The 17,876-nt window shown below is 62.2% G+C and carries 13 protein-coding genes; 6 read left to right on the top strand and 7 right to left on the bottom strand.

The features are described 5' to 3' along the window. Nucleotides 1-96: 96 nt before the first annotated feature. From ACFPN2_RS18260 to ACFPN2_RS18230, 7 genes are all read right to left on the bottom strand, one after another. Nucleotides 97-2,481 carry a S9 family peptidase gene (locus tag ACFPN2_RS18260; RefSeq protein WP_380599049.1) on the bottom strand — a complete coding sequence of 795 codons (2,385 nt, stop codon included), beginning with the start codon at nucleotides 2,479-2,481 and terminating at the stop codon, nucleotides 97-99. Continuing rightward, complete coding sequence (locus tag ACFPN2_RS18255; protein ID WP_380599047.1) at nucleotides 2,478-4,754, bottom strand: hypothetical protein; 2,277 nt, start codon at nucleotides 4,752-4,754, stop codon at nucleotides 2,478-2,480. The genes ACFPN2_RS18260 and ACFPN2_RS18255 overlap by 4 nt, the downstream gene beginning before the upstream one ends. Before the next feature lie 34 nt (nucleotides 4,755-4,788). Next, nucleotides 4,789-7,386 carry a TonB-dependent receptor domain-containing protein gene (locus tag ACFPN2_RS18250; RefSeq protein WP_380599045.1) on the bottom strand — a complete coding sequence of 866 codons (2,598 nt, stop codon included), beginning with the start codon at nucleotides 7,384-7,386 and terminating at the stop codon, nucleotides 4,789-4,791. Between the two features lie 114 nt (nucleotides 7,387-7,500). Further along, nucleotides 7,501-8,481, bottom strand: coding sequence for a FecR family protein (locus ACFPN2_RS18245; protein ID WP_380599043.1), 981 nt, complete (start codon nucleotides 8,479-8,481; stop codon nucleotides 7,501-7,503). Then, nucleotides 8,478-8,981: an RNA polymerase sigma factor gene (locus tag ACFPN2_RS18240; RefSeq protein ID WP_380599041.1), complete on the bottom strand. Its 504-nt coding sequence runs from the start codon at nucleotides 8,979-8,981 to the stop codon at nucleotides 8,478-8,480. Before ACFPN2_RS18240 ends, ACFPN2_RS18245 begins: the two co-directional genes overlap by 4 nt. 133 nt (nucleotides 8,982-9,114) lie before the next feature. Further along, nucleotides 9,115-10,533, bottom strand: coding sequence for a homospermidine synthase (locus tag ACFPN2_RS18235; RefSeq protein ID WP_380599039.1), 1,419 nt, complete (start codon nucleotides 10,531-10,533; stop codon nucleotides 9,115-9,117). A gap of 224 nt (nucleotides 10,534-10,757) precedes the next feature. Then, nucleotides 10,758-11,537, bottom strand: a complete 780-nt coding sequence (locus ACFPN2_RS18230; RefSeq protein WP_380599037.1) for a glutathione S-transferase family protein — start codon at nucleotides 11,535-11,537, stop codon at nucleotides 10,758-10,760. Here ACFPN2_RS18230 and ACFPN2_RS18225 point away from each other — a divergent pair. The 6 genes from ACFPN2_RS18225 (at nucleotide 11,496) to ACFPN2_RS18200 (ending at nucleotide 17,686) form a co-directional block, all read left to right on the top strand. After that, the gene (locus ACFPN2_RS18225; RefSeq protein WP_380599035.1) at nucleotides 11,496-12,341 is read left to right on the top strand and encodes a sulfurtransferase; all 846 of its coding nucleotides are present in this window, start codon (nucleotides 11,496-11,498) and stop codon (nucleotides 12,339-12,341) included. The two genes, ACFPN2_RS18230 and ACFPN2_RS18225, sit on opposite strands and share 42 nt — an antisense overlap. 85 nt (nucleotides 12,342-12,426) lie before the next feature. Continuing rightward, nucleotides 12,427-14,394, top strand: coding sequence for a biosynthetic arginine decarboxylase (gene speA, locus ACFPN2_RS18220; protein ID WP_380599033.1), 1,968 nt, complete (start codon nucleotides 12,427-12,429; stop codon nucleotides 14,392-14,394). A gap of 362 nt (nucleotides 14,395-14,756) precedes the next feature. Next, nucleotides 14,757-15,032 (top strand): RNA recognition motif domain-containing protein, encoded by a 276-nt coding sequence (locus ACFPN2_RS18215; RefSeq protein WP_380599031.1) that lies wholly within the window; start codon nucleotides 14,757-14,759, stop codon nucleotides 15,030-15,032. Between the two features lie 133 nt (nucleotides 15,033-15,165). Then, the gene (locus ACFPN2_RS18210; RefSeq protein WP_380599029.1) at nucleotides 15,166-16,002 is read left to right on the top strand and encodes a class I SAM-dependent methyltransferase; all 837 of its coding nucleotides are present in this window, start codon (nucleotides 15,166-15,168) and stop codon (nucleotides 16,000-16,002) included. Next, nucleotides 15,999-17,144, top strand: a complete 1,146-nt coding sequence (locus tag ACFPN2_RS18205) for a succinylglutamate desuccinylase/aspartoacylase family protein (protein WP_380599027.1) — start codon at nucleotides 15,999-16,001, stop codon at nucleotides 17,142-17,144. Before ACFPN2_RS18210 ends, ACFPN2_RS18205 begins: the two co-directional genes overlap by 4 nt. Before the next feature lie 8 nt (nucleotides 17,145-17,152). Further along, entirely contained in the window at nucleotides 17,153-17,686 is a 534-nt protein-coding gene (locus ACFPN2_RS18200) for an NUDIX hydrolase (protein WP_380599025.1), read from the top strand. Nucleotides 17,687-17,876: the final 190 nt, after the last annotated feature.

Below are 17,876 nucleotides of genomic sequence, written 5' to 3'. Positions count from 1 at the left end.
GGCGCTGACTTTCCCTACGAAGTGGTCCGTTGCCATAAGTCTAGCGACGGACCACCCGAAAGCTGCGCCTGAATGGCCTGGGTTGTGACGCAGTCCTCAACGCAGATGCTTGTCGAGAAACTCCAGCATGCGCTGACTGACATCCACCGCATTCGTTTTCGTCCACGTCGCGATGACATGCCCCTCGCCGGGATACACGACCAGCTGCACCGGCCGATCCATGCGCCGCAAGCCAACGAAAAATTTCTTCGACTCCTGGTACGCCACCGTCTCGTCGGCTTCACCGGCGACGATCAGCAGCGGCGTATGAATCCGATCGATCCGGTAATACGGCGAGTTGTCGATGAAGCGCGCGGGATTCGCCCACGGACTATCGCCCATCCGGCCCTGCCCTTTCTCAGCCCAACGCACCCAGTGACTGTTACCGCCGTCCTGCATGCCGCCGTAAAACGCCGCGAGATCGAAACAACCATTCACCGGAATCGCGGCACGAAACAAGTTGGTGTGACTGACGATCGAGCCGGTGCTGTAGCCGCCATACGATTGACCGCTCACAGCGAGACGATTGATATCGATGTAGCCGGCATCGGCCGCCGCATACGCTTGCGCCAGCACTTCGTCGGTCATCTGATTCGCGGGATAGCTGCCGATGCCTTCGGGCGCGAGCACGATGTTCGCCATGACCACCGCGTAGCCGCGACTCGTGAACACCTGACTCGGCACCGTGTTGCCCATACCGCCGCCGAAGACACTCGCTCGCGTTGATAGATCTGAGCCGGAGTAAATCATCACGATGGCGGGCAGACGATCGCCGCGCTTCGCGCCCGGCGGCAACAGGATCGTGGTTCTCACACTAGCCAGCGAGCCATCGTGCTGAGGCGTGCGTGTCTCGATGACTTCCGCCGTGCCATAGCGCCGACCTTCGAGCTTCGGCTCGATGATCGACAACTGTTGAGCGCGCGTTGCCTTGGTCGTGAATCGATACAAGTCGGGCGGCGTGGCGATGTCTTCGTAGATGCCAACCAGCTGGCGCTGTCCGCCAGTCGCTGCAAAGAACGGCGTGCGATACATGCCTTTGGCCAGCACCGTCGTCTCGCCGGAAGTCACATCGACTCGCACCATCGCCACCTCGCCGGTGCGCCGGTCACGCATCACCGCCACGATGGAACGCGCATCCGGTTGCCACACCGAATCCTCATCGGCGCGAATCAGATCGAGGAACTGCCAGTCCTTCAGGTCAGGCAACTTCCGTTGCACCACCGGCCCGCCATCGAGCGGCACGATGGCCAATCGCTGCGGCATACGATCGCGCCCCGTGCCTTGCGGCTCCAGCCCCACGATCAATGACTTCGCATCCGACGTGAAATAAAGCACGGCCGGCGCCAGCTCTGCCAATTCAGGTGCCAGACGACGCGGCTCGCCCGGACCGTTGTCGTCGAAGTCGATCGACCAGACACCGCCGTCCTTGAGATAGAACAAACGATCCTGCTCCGGATGCCAGCGATAGTCGAGGCGCGTGTAGTTCACGGTGTGCTCGGAACTGCGCATCGCCTTGACCAGGGGCTTGGGCTCTCCGCCGCGCGCTGGCAACGCCAGCAGATCCATCACGCTCTCGGTGGAAATGTTCTGCGGTAGATAGATCACCGAGTTGTAACTCACCCATTTCCCGGAAGGCGACAGCTCCAGGCGGTGCGGACGCGTCGCGTGGTCGGCTGGCACCAGCGTGCGCACTGCCCCGCTGTCCACCGAGATCGCGGCAAGCGCCGCGTTGTACTGTTTCATCATCCAATCGTCGCTGGAGCCCGACTGGCCATCGCGCGCGGACACCGAAGCGCCGCCTTCGTTGCCCCCGAACAGCACCATCGGTCCGCGCTTTTCAGCGACGGGAACAGCGCTCGCTGTGTTTGACGACAACTGCGGCGGATTCGGATCGAGCGGCACATACAACGTCGCTCCGTCCGGCGACCACCTCGGCTCCGAACCGGAGAACACGGTGCCGCGAATCACTGCATTGGACACACGACGACAGCGCTGCGTGGCGAGCTCATACGTCCACACGTGCACCAGGCCGTCGGCGTTCGAGTAGAACGCCAGTTGCTTGCCATCGGCGGACCACGACGGCGCCCACTGATTGCCTTTGCCGCTGCAGATGCCCGGTGCCTGCGACGGCTTCGACACATCCGTCGCAACGACATGGATGCTCGCGCCAATCGCAGTGGTCGGCGTGCCGTTGGGCAAGAACCGATCGGACTGCGGCTGAGTCGGCGGCGGCGTGATCACCACATAGGCCACCTGATTGCCCGTGGGCGACGCGACCAGATTCTGGTTGTACAGAAACTCGCGCCTCGAGAACGCCAGATCGATGGGAAACGCATCGGCCGGGCTCACCTTGAACGCCGGCGCAGAAGCGCCCGCATCGGACCATGACAAGGCGACCGCGAGCGCGGCGCCGGCAATCCCAGAATGTTTCAAGCGGCTCATCGCGATGAACTCCGTTCGAGTTGACGTTCCTGCACCGCTCGCAACTCACGCCAGTGCGAGTACTGCGCGGCCTTGGCGGGATCCGGGTCTTCTTCGCCCTTGAGCCAGAACCGCCACCAGTCGATGCTGCTGCCGAGCGAGCGCAAGCGATGCTGAGGACGCGTGGTCGTATGCGACGCCGTTTCGAAATAAAGAATCTCGGCGGGCCGGTCCAGCTGATTCATGCGATCGGCCATGGCGCCGTGATAGACCAAGCTCCACAGGCCATGCGACTGAAACATCACCGGCGTACGAATCTGCGACAGTTCCTTGTCGGTGAACGCTCGCATGCCATTGGTGTACTCGGACGCGCCGCCGTCGGTATTGATCGCTGCGGCGAACTTGATGGACGAATGAATCACCAGATAGCTGGTGTAGTAACCGGCGCGGCTCCAACCGGACACACCGACACGCGCTGGATCGATCAACCCCTCGCGATCCAGCTGAGCGACGACCCGCTCCATGTCTTCGCGAACGCGCTCGGCTTCAGCGGGAGTCTCAATCACGTCACGCATCGACGCCTCGCGCTTGTACAGCACCATGAAACCTTGCGCGGCCAGCATTTGCGTCGCGTGGCTGCTCAGCTGCCAGACACCGTCGAATAGAAACGGCGCATTGCCGAAGCGCAACGTGTTGTCATCGAGCAGGACGACCAGCGGATACCGCTTGCCGGGCTGGTAATCGATGGGCTTCACCAGAAATCCGTCGGCCGGATCGGTCGGCTTGCTCCGCCAGTGATACGCGGTGGTTTCGCCGAAACGGATCTCGGCGAGCTGAGGGTTGAGGTCCGTCAGTCGGATGCTGCGCTTGGTGGCTGGATCGTAAGCAGTGAGATCCGGCGGCGTGCGCAAGGCATCGCTCACACCGAGCACCACTTTGCCGTTGGCAGCGACGGACCAGTCAGCATTGAAACCATTCGCGCGCCCGGGCTGCGTCGGCCGGCTCCATTTGCCGTCGCCAGTGCGTCGGATCTGACTGAAGCTGTCCCCATTGATACTCAGGACCAAGGTGCGCCCGTCAGCAGCCCAGCTCACCGGCCGCGCATCTTTCGCGAGACCGAGAGGAACGATGCGACGAGTGGCGAGATCGACTTCGACCCACGCCGGCGCATCGGCGGGACGGTCGGGGAACAAGGTATAGACCACGACGGACTTGCCATCGGGCGACCACAACGGCGGACCGCTTTCATAACGCTCGAATTGCGGACTCGGCGCATCGAGCAGCGGCTCGATCTTTCCAGTCGCCACGTCGATGACACCGACACGGGCAGCGATGCGACGCCCGAACTCATTCATGTGCGAAGACATGTAGTACGCATATCGCTCCGGGTGGAGCGGCTGCTCAGCGACCAGATACGGATACAGCAGCATTTGCCGACCGTTCGGCGCGGCGGGCATCACACTGAAATGACCGAGGACTGCATCTTCCGCCAGCGACTGACTGGGCGCCCTCGCCACCTTCGGATCTTTCATATCCAACGGCGCTTTGGGCCGGCTCTGTCGCGAGTCGAAGATCAGTTGATCGCGCCCGTTCGCAGTCAGGAAAAACTGGCGCACGGCATCCACCTGCTTGAGCCGGATCAGCGCCGGCGACGCCGAGAAAAACGTCTGCCCGAACGAAAACACACCGGGTTCCCAGAGGAACACACCGTCTTCCTCGAGCCGCTTGGCCGTCCCGTCGTCAGCCGATGCTATTGCAGAGAAGCCCAGCAGCTTGCCGTCGGCATCGACGGTGAACGTTCGCACTGCCGTCGGATGCTTCGTGAGCTGCGTTTCTTCGCCAGTGGCGAGGTCGAGCCGATAGGCCTGCGCCACTCCCGCCGCATCCCGTCCAAGATACGTCAGCACCTTGTTGCCCTTCAGATAGCGCAACTGCTGAATCGGCGAAGCCACTTGATCGAGCTGATCGCCTGGAAACAAACGAGTCAGCACCACGCGCGAGCTCTGTTGTTTCAGCGGCGGCCGCAGATCGACCGTGCGCAGCTCGTACACGTTGGTGTTACGCGCCAGATCGCCGCGCCAAGTCACGAACGCGGCCTGCGTTCCATCATCGGAGATCGCGGCGACCTTGTCGTCTGGCGTAACCGCATATTGAATGCGGACCATATTGATCGCGTCCTGAACTGTCGCGCCGCGCGAACCCGTATCGGTGGCCGAAGCCACCGATACAAACAACAAGGACGCAGCAACCCAGGCGCGTGCGCGGCATTGCCACGCGCGTTTCACGAGACTCATGTTGTAACTCCGTGTGAAGTGAGCGGCGTGCCGCTTACCAATGCTTCGTCAGCGAAACGGCGACGAACCGGCCGATGGCGGAATAGTTGGTGGAGTCGAACGGCACGTAGGCCGCAAACGGCGGCGTGTACAGCGGCGGCTCCCGGTTGAACAGATTCTCGACCGTCAGCGCCACCGTGACGCCGGACAGGAAGTCCTCGCGCTCGAGCATCTCGTAACGCGCCGTCATGTCGACCGTCGTGAACGACGCGGTGGCCTTGTGCGGTGTCGCGAACGTATTGGTCACGCTGCTCGTGTAGTTCACGAAGGTGCCTACACTGAGCCCACCCGCGAGCCACACGGTACCGACGCGTCCCTGCCATTTCGCCGGGTTGAAGATCTGGCCCGACAGATTGAAAGGATTCTGCAGACCGTTGTTCTGCTGTGTGCTGTCCAGCCAGCTCACGCCGCCGCGAAACGCCAACTGGCCGGACCCCAGATCCAACCGATAGGAGCCGGACAAGTCCACGCCATTGACGCGCTGACGGGCGGCGTTGATGTACTCGTCTCTGGCGATCGCAACGACATTGGCCGGATCGTAAGGCGCCTCGGCGTAGTTGTAGAAGCGAGAGCTGTATTCGGCGAGCAGTTGCGCCTGCTGTTCCGGCGTGGGCGCGTAGTAGACGAAATTCGCGAAGTTCGGATTGCTGAGCGTCTGCGACGTCGGCGACAGCGGCTGCACGACGCGGTCCGTGTAATCGATCTCGAAGTAACTCAGATCGATGTTCAGCTCAGGAATCGCCTGCGGATGAAAATCCAGCGAAGCGGTCCAGCTCTCGGCGCGCTCCGGACCGAGGTGCTCGTTGCCGCCATAGGACATCAACACAGTCGAGCCCGGCGGATAACCCGTGCCGCCCATCTGTTGCGTGGTCCAGAGATAGGAAATGCGATTCTGATACCGCTGCAACAGCGTGGGCGCCTTGAACGACTTGCCCCAGGAAGCCTTCACGCCGATGTCGCCCGTGATCTCGTAGATGAAGCCGAACTTCGGCGTCGTGACCTTGCCGAAACTGTCGTAGTCCTCACCCCGGACCGCCGCGTTCAGCTCGATGCGACGAATCGCAGTCAGCCCGGCATCGGGACCGACCAGCGGCGCGCTGAACTCCGCGTACGCGAACTTGCTGCTTTCGTTGCCACCGTATTTCGTGCCCGAAATATAGGCATGGGTGAGAAAGTCATCGCTACGCGAGCCGGCACCGACCGCCAGGCGCACTTCGCCGGCCGGCAAATCGAACAGCGGCCCTTCCACGCCGACATCGTACGACCTGCTTTCGTTGCAATAACAACCCATCGCGTCGAGGGTCGTCCCGCCGGTCGCCCGGGTGGTGGTGTACGACCAATACTCGCTCTTGTTGTCGGCGTACGAATAGCCGGCCTGCATCGTCCAGTCCGCCGGCAGCTTCACTTTGATACTGGGCGACACCACGGTGACGTCCGTCTGGGCCTTGCTCCGGTAGTAAAGCGCCGGATAGCCGATGTAGCCGTTCTGTCCCCGCTCGTTACGCAAGACGTCCAGCTGTAACTCGACCGAGTCGCCGAGCGACTGGTGTACGCTGAACATCCCGCCGCGCAGATCGTTGCCGTTGTACAGCGTCTGCGGATCTTCCTGCTTCTGCGTGTAGTCGCGATCGGTCGCGTAGATGGGATCGACGGAAGCATCCTTGTAAGTGGCAATCACACCGCCGCTCGACCAGCGTGTACCGGCGGTGAGCGTGTATTCGCTTGTATCCAGGCCGCCCTCGGTAGCGGCCCCGTAGCGAGCGCCGACCGACACGCCGTCGAAGTCCCGTTTCATGATCACGTTCGCCACGCCGGCCACCGCGTCGGAACCGTAGATCGCCGAGGCGCCATCGGGAATGATTTCGATCTGTTGAACGGCGTCGACTGGAATGGCGCCGATATCGACGGCTTGCACGAACGCCTCGTAACTCATGCGACGGCCGTTGAGCAGCGTCAGCGTCGCATCGGGCCCGAGGCCGCGCAGATTGAGCGCCGAGCCGCCGGTCATGTTTTGATTCGCGATGCCGCCCGCACTGGAGCCGGCCGCGACGCCAGGATTCTGGCCGCCGGAAAAATTCTGCGGAATGCTACGAATCACCTCGCCCAGATCGGCGAAACCTTCCTGCTTGATTTGAACGTCGCTGATGACGAGCTTCGGCGAGGGCGTGGTGGCACCGCGAATGCGCGTGCCGGTGACGGTCAGGATGTCCAATGTTTCTATTGAATCCTCCACCTCGACCGAGCCTTTGCTCGCGCCGCCGGAGCTCGTCGGCGTGACCACGACCGCCTTGCGAATCACCACCGTGCTGGGATTGGCGAACTCATACGTGAGCCCGCTGCCGGCGAGCGTCTGCTCGAGCGCTTGTTTCAGCGACAGCCGACCTTTGAGCGTGCGCGCCTTCTTGTCGTTCAGCAGCTTGATGTCATAAACGATCTGCACCCCGCTCTGCTGACTGATGCCGTTGATCGCTTGCGTCAACGTGCCAGCGGCAATGTCATAGTCGCGCGAGGCCTCGGCATTCTGCGCCAGAGCGGTGCCGGCCAGGGTCAAAGCAATCAAAGAGCTCAGGCAGACCCGTCGAATACGGGTCATTGCCGTGGAGCGTTGTAAAGTCCACGTCATCGCTACGTTTCCCCATAGTTGCTGTTGTTGACTCGTGTGCCAGCACGAGTGTCAACAGCTGAAACGCGCGAGCCGTGCGCTCCCCTACCGCGGCGCGATTACTATTTCCGCGCCCACCTTTTGCAATGTCACCGGCAACACGATGGGCCAGGCACTGCTGATGGTCTCCGCATCGCCGGTTTTGAAGTTGCCGCTGATGACCAGCGATTCCAGCGACGGGTCGGCGAGTCGCAGTTTCGTGGCCGAGTAACGATTGATCTCGCGCACCGCTTCGCCGAGCGGTGTCGCGCTGAATACATGAAAGCCAGACGACCAGCTGACGACAGCCGCCGCGTCGACGTCGTGCTGTGCCCATCGAGAATTCGCATTCGAATAGCGCGCCTGCTGACCGGGCGCGAGCCGCAGCGTCGGCTCTTGCCGATGCGCTTCGGGCGGCGATACCGACACTGAGCCTTCGAGCAACGTGACGATCACTTGATCGCTATCCACGTCGACTTGAAATTGAGTGCCGAGCGCGGTGACTTTCCCATGGCCGGTATCCACGCGGAACGGCCGACTGGCATCGTGTGCCACATCGAACAAAGCGCGCCCCGCCACCAGCTTGATGTTTCTTTCGCTGCGACTCAGGCGCACGTCGATCTCCGTAGCGAGATCCAGAGTAACTTCGCTGCCATCGGACAATGTGACTTTTCGCGACTGATCCTGAGCCTGATAGTGCTCGACCGTCGCACTCGTCCTGACTTGATCGACGACGCCGACGCCCACGAGGGCGGCGATGACACTCGCGGCCAACGCCAACGGCCAGCGGCGTGGAGCGGGCTCGGGCTTCAACGCCGCAGCGGCGTGGCGGCCGATAACTTCGTCCTCTTCCATGCCATCGAGGCGTTGCCACAGCTTTTCGATTGCGACGTACGCCTCTTCGTTGACTGAAGAGCTGGCGCGCCACTGCTCGAACGACCGGCGCTCGGCCGCCGAACATTCGGGCGACATGAGGCGCACGAACCAGGCTTCGGCCTCGTTTTTAGCGATGACATCGCGATCCATGCTGGTTAAGACGCTCCTCATGGCCGGCTCCCTATCGCGCCTCGCATGCTGGCCAGTGCCTGCGACATGTACTTTTCCACCATCTTCACCGAGATGCCGCACAGCTGGGCGATCTCTGGATAGGTCCGCTGATGAACCCGGCTCAGTAAAAACACCTTGCGACACTTGGGCGACAGGCCTTCGATGGCCGCACGGATCAACGCGAGCTCCTGCTCGGCCGCGAGCTGGCGCTCCTGGGACGGCGTGTCCGAAGGCAGCTCGATTTCATCCAGGGGACATTGACCGCTGACATTCCGCGCGCGGTTCATGCGCTGCTGGCTGATGGCCAGGTTGGTCGCGATCCGGTAGAGCAACGATTTCCAGACTTCGGGCGGCCGCGAATCGCCGTAGCCGTAGCCCAGGATGCGGGCGTAGCTCTCTTGCAGGATTTCCTGCGCATCCGCTTCCGTTGCGGTTCTCCTGCGCAAATACGCCGTCAGATCGCGGCCATGCGCGCGAAAGAAACTGTCAAAGGAACTCATGCGCTCTGGTTCGCGAAGCGGTGGCGGGTCCCGATGCGACCCAATCTCGCATCTCGCCACGGCCGGAACAAGAAATAAAATTTGGTAGGGGGATGGCCCGCTCAAACGTCGCGAGCCATCCCGGCGTGCCCTGTTACACCAGCACGTTCTTGAACTGCCACGGATCGGACTTGTCGAGGCTCTCCTCGAACAGCCGGTTGCGATCGAACAGCGGCGTCCAGTCGCTGTACGCACCGGTGACCGGGCCGAGGTACGGCATGCAGATCTCGAGGTTGCGGCGGAAATCCATTTCATCCGGCTCGACCACGCCGCGATTCGGATTTTCCATCGCCCAGATCATGCCCGACAGCACCGCGACGCAGACCTGCAAGCTGGTCGCCGTGTTGTGCGGACAAAGCTTGCGCGCCTCGTCGATCGACAGCTGCGAGCCGTACCAGTACGCGTTCTTCTTGTGACCTGCCAGCAGCACGCCGAGCTCGTCGATGCCGCCGGACAGAATTTCCTTGTTGAGAATGCGCTTGTGATCCTGCAACCGCCAGTTGCGGCCGGCGAACTCGTGCACCGACATCACTGCGTCGTCGCAAGGGTGATAGGCGTAGTGCGCGGTCGGACGGTAGACGACCTTGTCACCTTCACGATGCGTCAGATAGTCAGCAAGCGAGATCGACTCGCCGTGCGTGATCAGGAAGCCATGAAAGTGACCGGCCTTCGGCGTCCACGTGCGTACGCGCGTGCCCGCGCCCGGCTGCATCAGATAGATCGCAGCCTTGCTGCCGAATTCGTGACGACGGCCCTGCGGCGGCAGTTCCTTCTCGTGCGTGCCCCAGCCCAGTTCCGCCGGCTGGCAGCCTTCGCTGACGAAGCCGTCCACCGACCAGGTGTTCACGAACTCGTTGACCTTCTTCGGCGTGTTGGCGACCTGCGTGTCGCGCTCGGCAATGTGAATGACCTTCACCGCGAGCTTGGCCGCGAGCGCCGCCCACTCTTCGCGCGACTGAGGATTGCCTGCGTCGACCGAAGTGTCCTTCGCGATGTTCAGCAGTGCCTGCTTCACGAAATGCGACACGAGGCCCGGGTTTGCACCGTGAGTGATCACAGCGGTCGGCCCGCCCTTCTGCGCATCGCGCACCGCCAGCATCTGCTCGCGCAGCGCGTAGTTGGTCCGCTGCGACGGCGGCACATTCGGATCGGTGTAGCCGCCCGGCCACGGCTCGATGCACGTGTCCAGATATAGCGCGCCCTTTTCGTGCGCCAGCTTGACCAGCGCGATGCTGGAAACATCGACCGACAGGTTCAGCAGGAAATCGCCCTTGCCGAGCAGCGGCTCGAGCACCTGGCGATAGTTCTCCTGCGTGAGCGGGTTGATGATGAACTTCACGCCGTAGTCGGCGGCTTCCTGCTGGCCGAGATCTTCCGCTGTCACGATCGTGATGCGCTCCGCGGGGAGCGCGGTGTGACGCAAGATGAGTGGCAAGACTCCCTGTCCGATGCTGCCGAAACCAACCATCACGAGACGGCCGGGGAACTTGAAATGCACGGGATATTGGGACATAGCACACTCACTCACGACACGAACAACCCAAAAAGTTTGGAACGTCGAACCTCGATTGCGAAATAGCTCGCTGGGCGACGGCGCGAAGTTTACTGACTTTTGCCGGCGCGTCGACCGTAATGAAAATCGACGGCGATAAATGCCCCGTATCGAGGCACTTTCAAGAGCCCGCCGGAAATTTTTTGGAGCGCGCCCGCAGCGTCAATGCGCGCTGCGGGCACTGCTCACTCTTTTTCCTTCCAGTGCGGCGGATAGGTTTTTTCGTAACCCGGCAGCGCTTCGACGCGCTTGATCCAGGCGGCGATGGCCGGAAACGTGGTCTCGATCGGCAGCAGGCGAGCGCGCAGATCTTCCGCCTCGCGCCGCTCCAGCACGCGCATCAACTGCTGGATGCCGGGAAAAATGACGATATCGGCGGCCGAAAACGCCTCGCCGACCAGCCACGAGGACGTCGTCAGCCGATGCTCGATGGTGCGCGCCTCGGCGAGCACGAAGTTCAGCGCCCGCTCGATTTCGTCCATGTGGCCCTCGACGCCCTGAAACAGGATCGCGTAGATGAGCTTGGCAAGATGGTCCTCGGCGTACGACTGGTACTCGCAGATCACTCGCGTGATCGTGCCTTCTTCCTCGGCGGTGTGGCCGAAAAGCGGCGTCTCGGGATATTTGCGGTCCAGGTAGCGCAGGATGGCGAGCGACTCGAACACGACGTAATCGCCGTCTTTGAGGACCGGCACGCGGCCGCGCGGGTTCATTTGCAACATCTGCGGCGAGCGGTGCTCCTGCTTGGAGAACTGCACCAGATGCGACACGTACGGCAGACGCTTGTGCTCGAGCGCGAGCAGCGCACGCCAGGAATAAGGGCTGCCGCTACCCCACCACAGTTCAAGTGCCATGAAGTCGTCCCCAGTAGGTAAGGGGCGGATTGTAACGAAGCCGGCCTCGCTGGCTAGTACACTGGCGACATGCACACCACACTCGTCAGCGTCGGAACTCTGGCGCAACACCTGACCGATGCACGTTGGTTGATCGTCGACTGTCGCTTCGACCTGACGCAGCCGGCGGCGGGCGAGGCGGCGTACGGCGCGGGCCACATTCCAGGCGCGATTTACGCGCATCTGGATCGCGACCTGTCGAGCCCGATCACGCCGACGACCGGGCGGCATCCGCTGCCCGATCCTGAACGTTTCGCGCAGACATTGAGCCGCTGGGGTGTCGGCGCCGACACACAAGTGATCGCGTATGACGCCGACAACGGCATGTATGCGTCGCGCTTGTGGTGGCTGCTGCGCTGGGTCGGTCATCGCGCGGTGGCCGTGCTGGATGGCGGTTTCAAAGCGTGGACGGCGGCGAGTCTGCCGACCGCCACTGAAATTCCTGCACGATCGCCGACACACTTCCAGGCGCGGCCCGATCGCGATTTGTGGCTCGATGCCGATGAAGTCCAGGCGCGCGTGCAACAACCTGACTGGAGATTGCTCGATGCGCGTGCGCCGGAGCGCTTCCTGGGCAAGGTCGAGCCGCTCGACAAAGTCGCCGGTCACGTGCCAGGCGCTCGCAACCATCCGTTCTCGACCAATCTCTCCAGCGATGGCCGCTTCGGCGCGCCGGAAGAATTACGACGTCGCTATGAGCAGTCGCAAGCCGGCGTCGCCGACGATCGCACCATCGTAATGTGCGGCTCCGGCGTGACTGCGTGTCATCTGCTGCTGGCGATGGAAGTCGCGGGCAAACCCGGTGCGCGCTTGTACGCGGGTTCATGGAGCGAATGGATCAGAAATCCGCAGCGGGGCGTTGCAACTACGGATTAACTCGCGAGCTTAATTTCGCAATCTCTTTGCAGTATCGTTCGCGCCTTTCTTACACGGGCCACATTTTTTCTCGAGGCCAGCGCACTTGGACTCCACCGCAAAGAAACCTCTGCCGTTAGGCGTCACCAACGGATCCTGGGACACCGAGGATTCGCTCGACCTGTATCAGGTCCCCGCCTGGGGCAAGCATTACTTCAGCATCAACGCCGCCGGTCATGTCGTGGTGAGGCCGGACGGCTCGCCGGATCGCGAGATCGATTTGTATGAAGTGGTCGAAGGGCTGCGTCAGCGCGATCTGACCGCGCCAGTGGTGGTGCGTTTCTCCGACATCCTGCGCCATCGGCTCAGCCGCCTGCAGAAGGCCTTCGCGCAGGCCATTGCCGAGAACGACTACAAGAATCGCTACACCGCCGTGTTCCCGATCAAGGTGAATCAGCAGCGGCTGGTGGTCGAAGAGGTGTATCGCTACGGCAAGGAATTCGGCTTCGGTCTGGAAGCCGGCTCGAAGCCCGAGCTGCTGGCGGTGATGGCGCTGACCGAAGATGCGCCCGAGCGCATGATCGTCTGTAACGGCTTCAAGGACGACAGCTACATCGAGGCGGTGATCCTCGCCACCAAGCTCGGCCGCACCATCATTCCGGTGATCGAGAACTTCGAGGAGCTGCAGCTGGTGCTGAAGCACGCCGAGAAGTATCAAGTGCGCCCGCGCATCGGCGTGCGCGTGAAGCTGGCAAGCGAAGGCGCCGGACGCTGGCGCGATTCGGCCGGTGAGAAATCCAAGTTCGGCCTGTTCGTCACCGAAATCCTCGAGCTGGTGAAGGTGCTGAAAGCCAACGACATGCTCGACTGCCTGGAGCTGGTGCACTGTCATCCGGGCAGCCAGTTGCAGGACATTCGCAAGGTCAAGGACGCGATCAACGAGCTGGCGCACGTGTACGCCGAGCTCAAGCTGATGGGCGCGGGACTGAAATATATCGACGTGGGCGGCGGTCTCGGCGTCGACTATGACGGCAGCGGCACTAACTTCGAATCGTCGATGAACTACACGATGAACGAATACGCCAGCGACGTGGTGTATCGCATCGGCAGCGTCTGTAACGCGCGCGGCATCGACCATCCCGTCATCGTCAGCGAATCGGGCCGTGCCACGGCCGCGCATCACAGCGTGCTGGTATTCAACGCGCTCGGCGCGTCACGCCTCGATAAATTCCGCATCTCGGACCGGATCGAAGACGAGTACAGCGGCGATCGAGACGACCTGCCGCAACCCGTGCTCGATCTGTTCGAAGCGTATCGCACGATTTCGGAACGGCGCCTGGTGGAGTGCTATCACGACGCTCTGCAGGCGCGCGAACAGGCGCTGCAGATGTTCAATCTCGGCCTGCTGAGCCTGGAGTTCCGCGGCCTGACGGAACGTTTGTATTGGGCGACCTGTAACAAGCTCCGTGATTACTGCCGGAAGCTGGAGCGCGTGCCCGAGGAGCTGGAAGGCCTGGAGCTGATTCTTTCCGATACCTACTTCTGTAATTTTTCCGTATTCCAATCCTTGCCGGACAGCTGGGCCATCGACCAGCTGTTTCCCATCATGCCCATTCACCGGCTCGATGAAAAACCGACGCGCAACGGCGTGCTGGCCGATATCACCTGCGACTCGGACGGCAAGATCGACCGCTTCGTCAGCCAGCGCGAAGTGAAGCGCACCCTGGAGCTGCACGAGCTCAGGCCCAACGAGGAGTACTACATGGCCGCGTTCCTGGTCGGCGCGTACCAGGAAACGCTGGGCGATTTGCATAATCTGTTCGGCGACACGCACGTCGTGCACATCCGTCTACACGACGAGGGCGGCTGGTGGATCGAGGAGATCGTCAAGGGCGACACCGCCGGCGAAGTGCTCAGTTACATGCAATACGACGCGCAGCGGTTGTTTCCTCAATTCGCCCGGGACTGCGAGCGCGCCGTGCGCGAAGGCCGCATGACCCTGGCCGAAAGCCAGGCGTTGCGCCGTTTCTACGAGTGGGAGCTGAACGGCTACACGTATCTGGAAGGCGATTGATCTCTCAAGGCCTGCAGCCGCCGATCTGACTTAAGTTATATGGGCCGGGATACACCGGCCCACTCGATCGCTCATCTATTCGCAGCTGCAAAAAAATCCAAAAAAAGCTTGTCAAGTAGGATCATTGCAGTCGCCAAAAGGCTGACGTAGTATCGGCCGCGGTCAGCTGAATACGCATTTCAACCTACAAGAGCGACCTTCGGACATACGCGCTGCATAGCTCGTCTCCCCGCCACGCCATTCCCATGGTTGATTGTCAGCGACCAAGACACGGCGATCGTACTTTCATCCGGAAGCCCATGAGCTTTGCGGAGGCGATCGTTTGGCTGCAACTTTTGTCTGGCCTCAAAGAGTGACCTTCGATGACGACGATCTACGTTGGCAATCTGCCGTTCAGCGCCACTGAAACGGATGTTCGCACCCTGTTCGAAAAACACGGCACGGTGCAATCGGTCAAACTGATAAACGATCGGGAAACAGGGCGACCGCGCGGCTTCGGCTTCGTGGAAATGCCTTCCGGCGACGCCCAGACTGCCATTCAACACATGAATGGCTTCGACATGGGTGGCCGCCCGCTGCGTGTGAACGAAGCCCGCGAGCGCGAAGCCCGTCCGCCGCGGCAGAACGGTCGCTGGTAAGCAGCTAACGACAGCCTGCTGCAACCAGGCTGCCGTTACTGAGCCGGTTCCGTCCACCCAGGCCACGCTCCGCAGGGCGTGGCTTGGGTTGGTTTTGGTATCTTCGCGGCTTGTCAGGTCGCGAGGATAAGGAATGAGATTGCCCTGCGTCGCCCGGTCGTTCAGCTGGCTCCTGCTGAGCGCGATATTGCTGACTGCGTGCGCGACGACGCCTGCCACCGATCCGGCCACCAGCGCCGCGCTCGACGCCATCCTGCGAGGCGAGCACCGCACGCCCGAGCATCGCGCCCGGGACATTTATCGCCACCCCAAGCAGACATTGGAATTCTTCGGCATCCGCCAGGACATGACGGTCGTCGAAGTGTGGCCCGGCGCCGGCTGGTACACCGAAATCCTGGCGCCGTTGCTGAAGGACCACGGGCAGCTGTATTCCGCCCTGCTCGATCCCGCCTCCGGCGAGTACGCCAAGAACACGGTCGATAGCTATCGAGAAATGCTCCAGCTGCGGCCCGACCTGTACGGCAAGGTGATTACGACCACGCTGGCCGCGCCGCCGGCGAAAAGCGAGATCGCGCCCGCCGGCTCGGCCGACCTGGTGCTGACCTTCCGCAATCTGCACAACTGGATGATGTTTGGCTGGGAACGCGACGCGCTCGCCGCCATGCATGCCGCGCTCAAGCCGGGCGGCGTGCTCGGCGTCGTCGCGCATCGAGGCGATCCGAAGGTGCCCCAGGATCCGAAGGCGGCCTCGGGCTATGTGAACGAGGATTACGCGATCCGCATGATCGAAGCCGCCGGGTTCCAGCTGGTCGGCCGCTCGGAGATCAACGCCAATCCCAAGGACACCAAGAACTACGAAAGGGGCGTATGGACCTTGCCGCCCGGCTTCGCCGACGGCGACGCCGAGCGTTACAAACAAATCGGCGAGAGCGACCGGTTCACGCTGAAGTTTGTGAAGAAGGCGTCATGAAACGCTTGGCCGCCGCTCTGCTGCTCGGTTGTTTGGCCTGCGCCGCGGTTCATGCCGCCGAGCCCACGCCGCCGCCCGCAACCATGGAAGGCTCCGAAACGCTGAAGCCCAAAGGTCGTCTGCGCTTGCTCGGCAGCGAAGTCCCTCCCGGCACGCGCAAGAAACTCACCTGGACCAGCGGCCAGGCGATGGAAGGTTTCGTGTCGCCGGTGCCGGTATTCGTGCTCAACGGCAAAGGCCCGGGCCCGGTGCTGTGCCTGACCGCAGCCGTGCATGGCGATGAGTTGAACGGCATCGAAGTCGCACGCCGCGTGCTCGACGATATCGACGTCGAAGAACTGAACGGCGCCGTCATCGGCGTGCCCATCGTCAACATCCAGGGCTTTTATCGCGGCGCTCGCTATTTGCCCGACCGCCGCGATCTGAATCGTTACTTCCCAGGCAATCCCAAAGGCAGCGCCGCCACGCGCATGGCGCACTCGTTCTTCACCGAGGTGGTGAAGAATTGCTCGGCGTTGATCGATCTACACACCGGCTCGTTGAATCGCACCAATCTGCCGCAGGTCCGCGCCGATCTGCGATTGCCACAGGTGTCGCGCATGACCAAGGCGTTCGGCGCAACGGTCGTCCTGCACAGCGTTGGCGAAAGAGGATCGTTGCGACGAGCCGCAACCGAGGCAGGAATTCCTTCGGTAACGTTCGAAATGGGCGAACCCATGCGCGTGCAGTCCGAACAAGTCGAGCATGGCGCGAAGGCGGTGGAAACATTGCTCTACTCGCTCGGGATGACCAAGCAACGGCGTTACTGGGGCGACCCGGAGCCGGTGTACTACGCATCCAAATGGGTGCGCGTGGATCACGGCGGCATCCTGTTCTCCGACGTGGCGCTCGGCGAGCGGGTCAGCGAAGGCGAGCTGCTCGGCGTGGTCACCGACCCGATCTCGAATCAACAACATCGCATCTACGCCCCCACCAGCGGTCGCGTGCTCGGCATGGCGTTGAATCAAGTCGTGCTGCCGGGCTTTGCCGCCTATCGCATCGGCACAGCCACCACGCCGTCGAAGATGTCCAAGCAGTCGGCTGAAGACGCGGCCGAGGACGACGAAGCCGCGCCCGCCGACGAATCCGATCCCCAAGGCTGATCCCACCAATGAGCATTGAGAAAGTCACCCCGGTGTTCACCGGGCGCGTCATCCAGGTGAATGTCGAGGAAGTGCGGCTGCCGAACGATCATGTCGCCACGCTGGAGATGGTTCATCACCCGGGCGGCGCCGCCATCCTCGCGCTCGACGACGCGAATCGGATCTGCCTGGTCCACCAGTATCGACATGCGGCCAAGGGTTGGATCTGGGAGCTGCCGGCCGGCAAGCTCGACAACAAGGAACCGCCGCTGCAAACCGCGCAGCGTGAGCTGGAAGAGGAAGCGGGCCGTCGTGCGAGCGAGTGGCGCAGCCTCGGCGACTGCCTGTCCTCGCCCGGCATCTTTACCGAGGTGGTGCACCTGTTTCTCGCCACCGGGCTGACCGAGACGCCCAGGCAGCTCGAGGCCGCCGAAGTTCTGGAAGCGCACTGGGTGCCCTTCGACGAAGCCATGCGCATGGCGCAGTCGGGCGAGCTCCGCGACGGCAAGACCCTGGCCGCGTTGCTTCGAGCCGCCCCTTATGTGCAAGGCGCGGCTCGCTAACTCAGCCAGTCCCTGTCGGTATTTTTTGCGCATTCTCCCCACTGTCGGGATGCATGACAGCGGGCACTTCGCATTCGGCATCCGCATCACACTTTTGCAACTTGCGTGCACTGCGACGAAGCAATTCAATAGCAGCACGCTCTAAAGGGATTAAGGGGGCGCGGCAAAGGTCGATATGGAGTAGCGGAGT

The sequence above is a fragment of the Steroidobacter flavus genome (genome assembly GCF_042651805.1).
GTDB lineage: Bacteria > Pseudomonadota > Gammaproteobacteria > Steroidobacterales > Steroidobacteraceae > Steroidobacter > Steroidobacter flavus.
This window is presented reverse-complemented; position numbering and strand designations above follow the sequence as displayed.

What these genes read in the sequence shown, in the direction of transcription:
- ACFPN2_RS18205 (WP_380599027.1), top strand. Translation starts at nt 15,999, where the DNA reads ATGAAACGCTTGGCCGCCGCTCTGCTGCTCGGTTGTTTGGCCTGCGCC.
- ACFPN2_RS18215 (WP_380599031.1), top strand. Translation starts at nt 14,757, where the DNA reads ATGACGACGATCTACGTTGGCAATCTGCCGTTCAGCGCCACTGAAACG.
- ACFPN2_RS18210 (WP_380599029.1), top strand. Translation starts at nt 15,166, where the DNA reads ATGAGATTGCCCTGCGTCGCCCGGTCGTTCAGCTGGCTCCTGCTGAGC.
- ACFPN2_RS18245 (WP_380599043.1), bottom strand. Translation starts at nt 8,481, where the DNA reads ATGAGGAGCGTCTTAACCAGCATGGATCGCGATGTCATCGCTAAAAAC.
- ACFPN2_RS18200 (WP_380599025.1), top strand. Translation starts at nt 17,153, where the DNA reads ATGAGCATTGAGAAAGTCACCCCGGTGTTCACCGGGCGCGTCATCCAG.
- ACFPN2_RS18240 (WP_380599041.1), bottom strand. Translation starts at nt 8,981, where the DNA reads ATGAGTTCCTTTGACAGTTTCTTTCGCGCGCATGGCCGCGATCTGACG.
- ACFPN2_RS18260 (WP_380599049.1), bottom strand. Translation starts at nt 2,481, where the DNA reads ATGAGCCGCTTGAAACATTCTGGGATTGCCGGCGCCGCGCTCGCGGTC.
- ACFPN2_RS18225 (WP_380599035.1), top strand. Translation starts at nt 11,496, where the DNA reads ATGCACACCACACTCGTCAGCGTCGGAACTCTGGCGCAACACCTGACC.
- ACFPN2_RS18255 (WP_380599047.1), bottom strand. Translation starts at nt 4,754, where the DNA reads ATGAGTCTCGTGAAACGCGCGTGGCAATGCCGCGCACGCGCCTGGGTT.
- ACFPN2_RS18250 (WP_380599045.1), bottom strand. Translation starts at nt 7,386, where the DNA reads ATGACCCGTATTCGACGGGTCTGCCTGAGCTCTTTGATTGCTTTGACC.
- ACFPN2_RS18235 (WP_380599039.1), bottom strand. Translation starts at nt 10,533, where the DNA reads ATGTCCCAATATCCCGTGCATTTCAAGTTCCCCGGCCGTCTCGTGATG.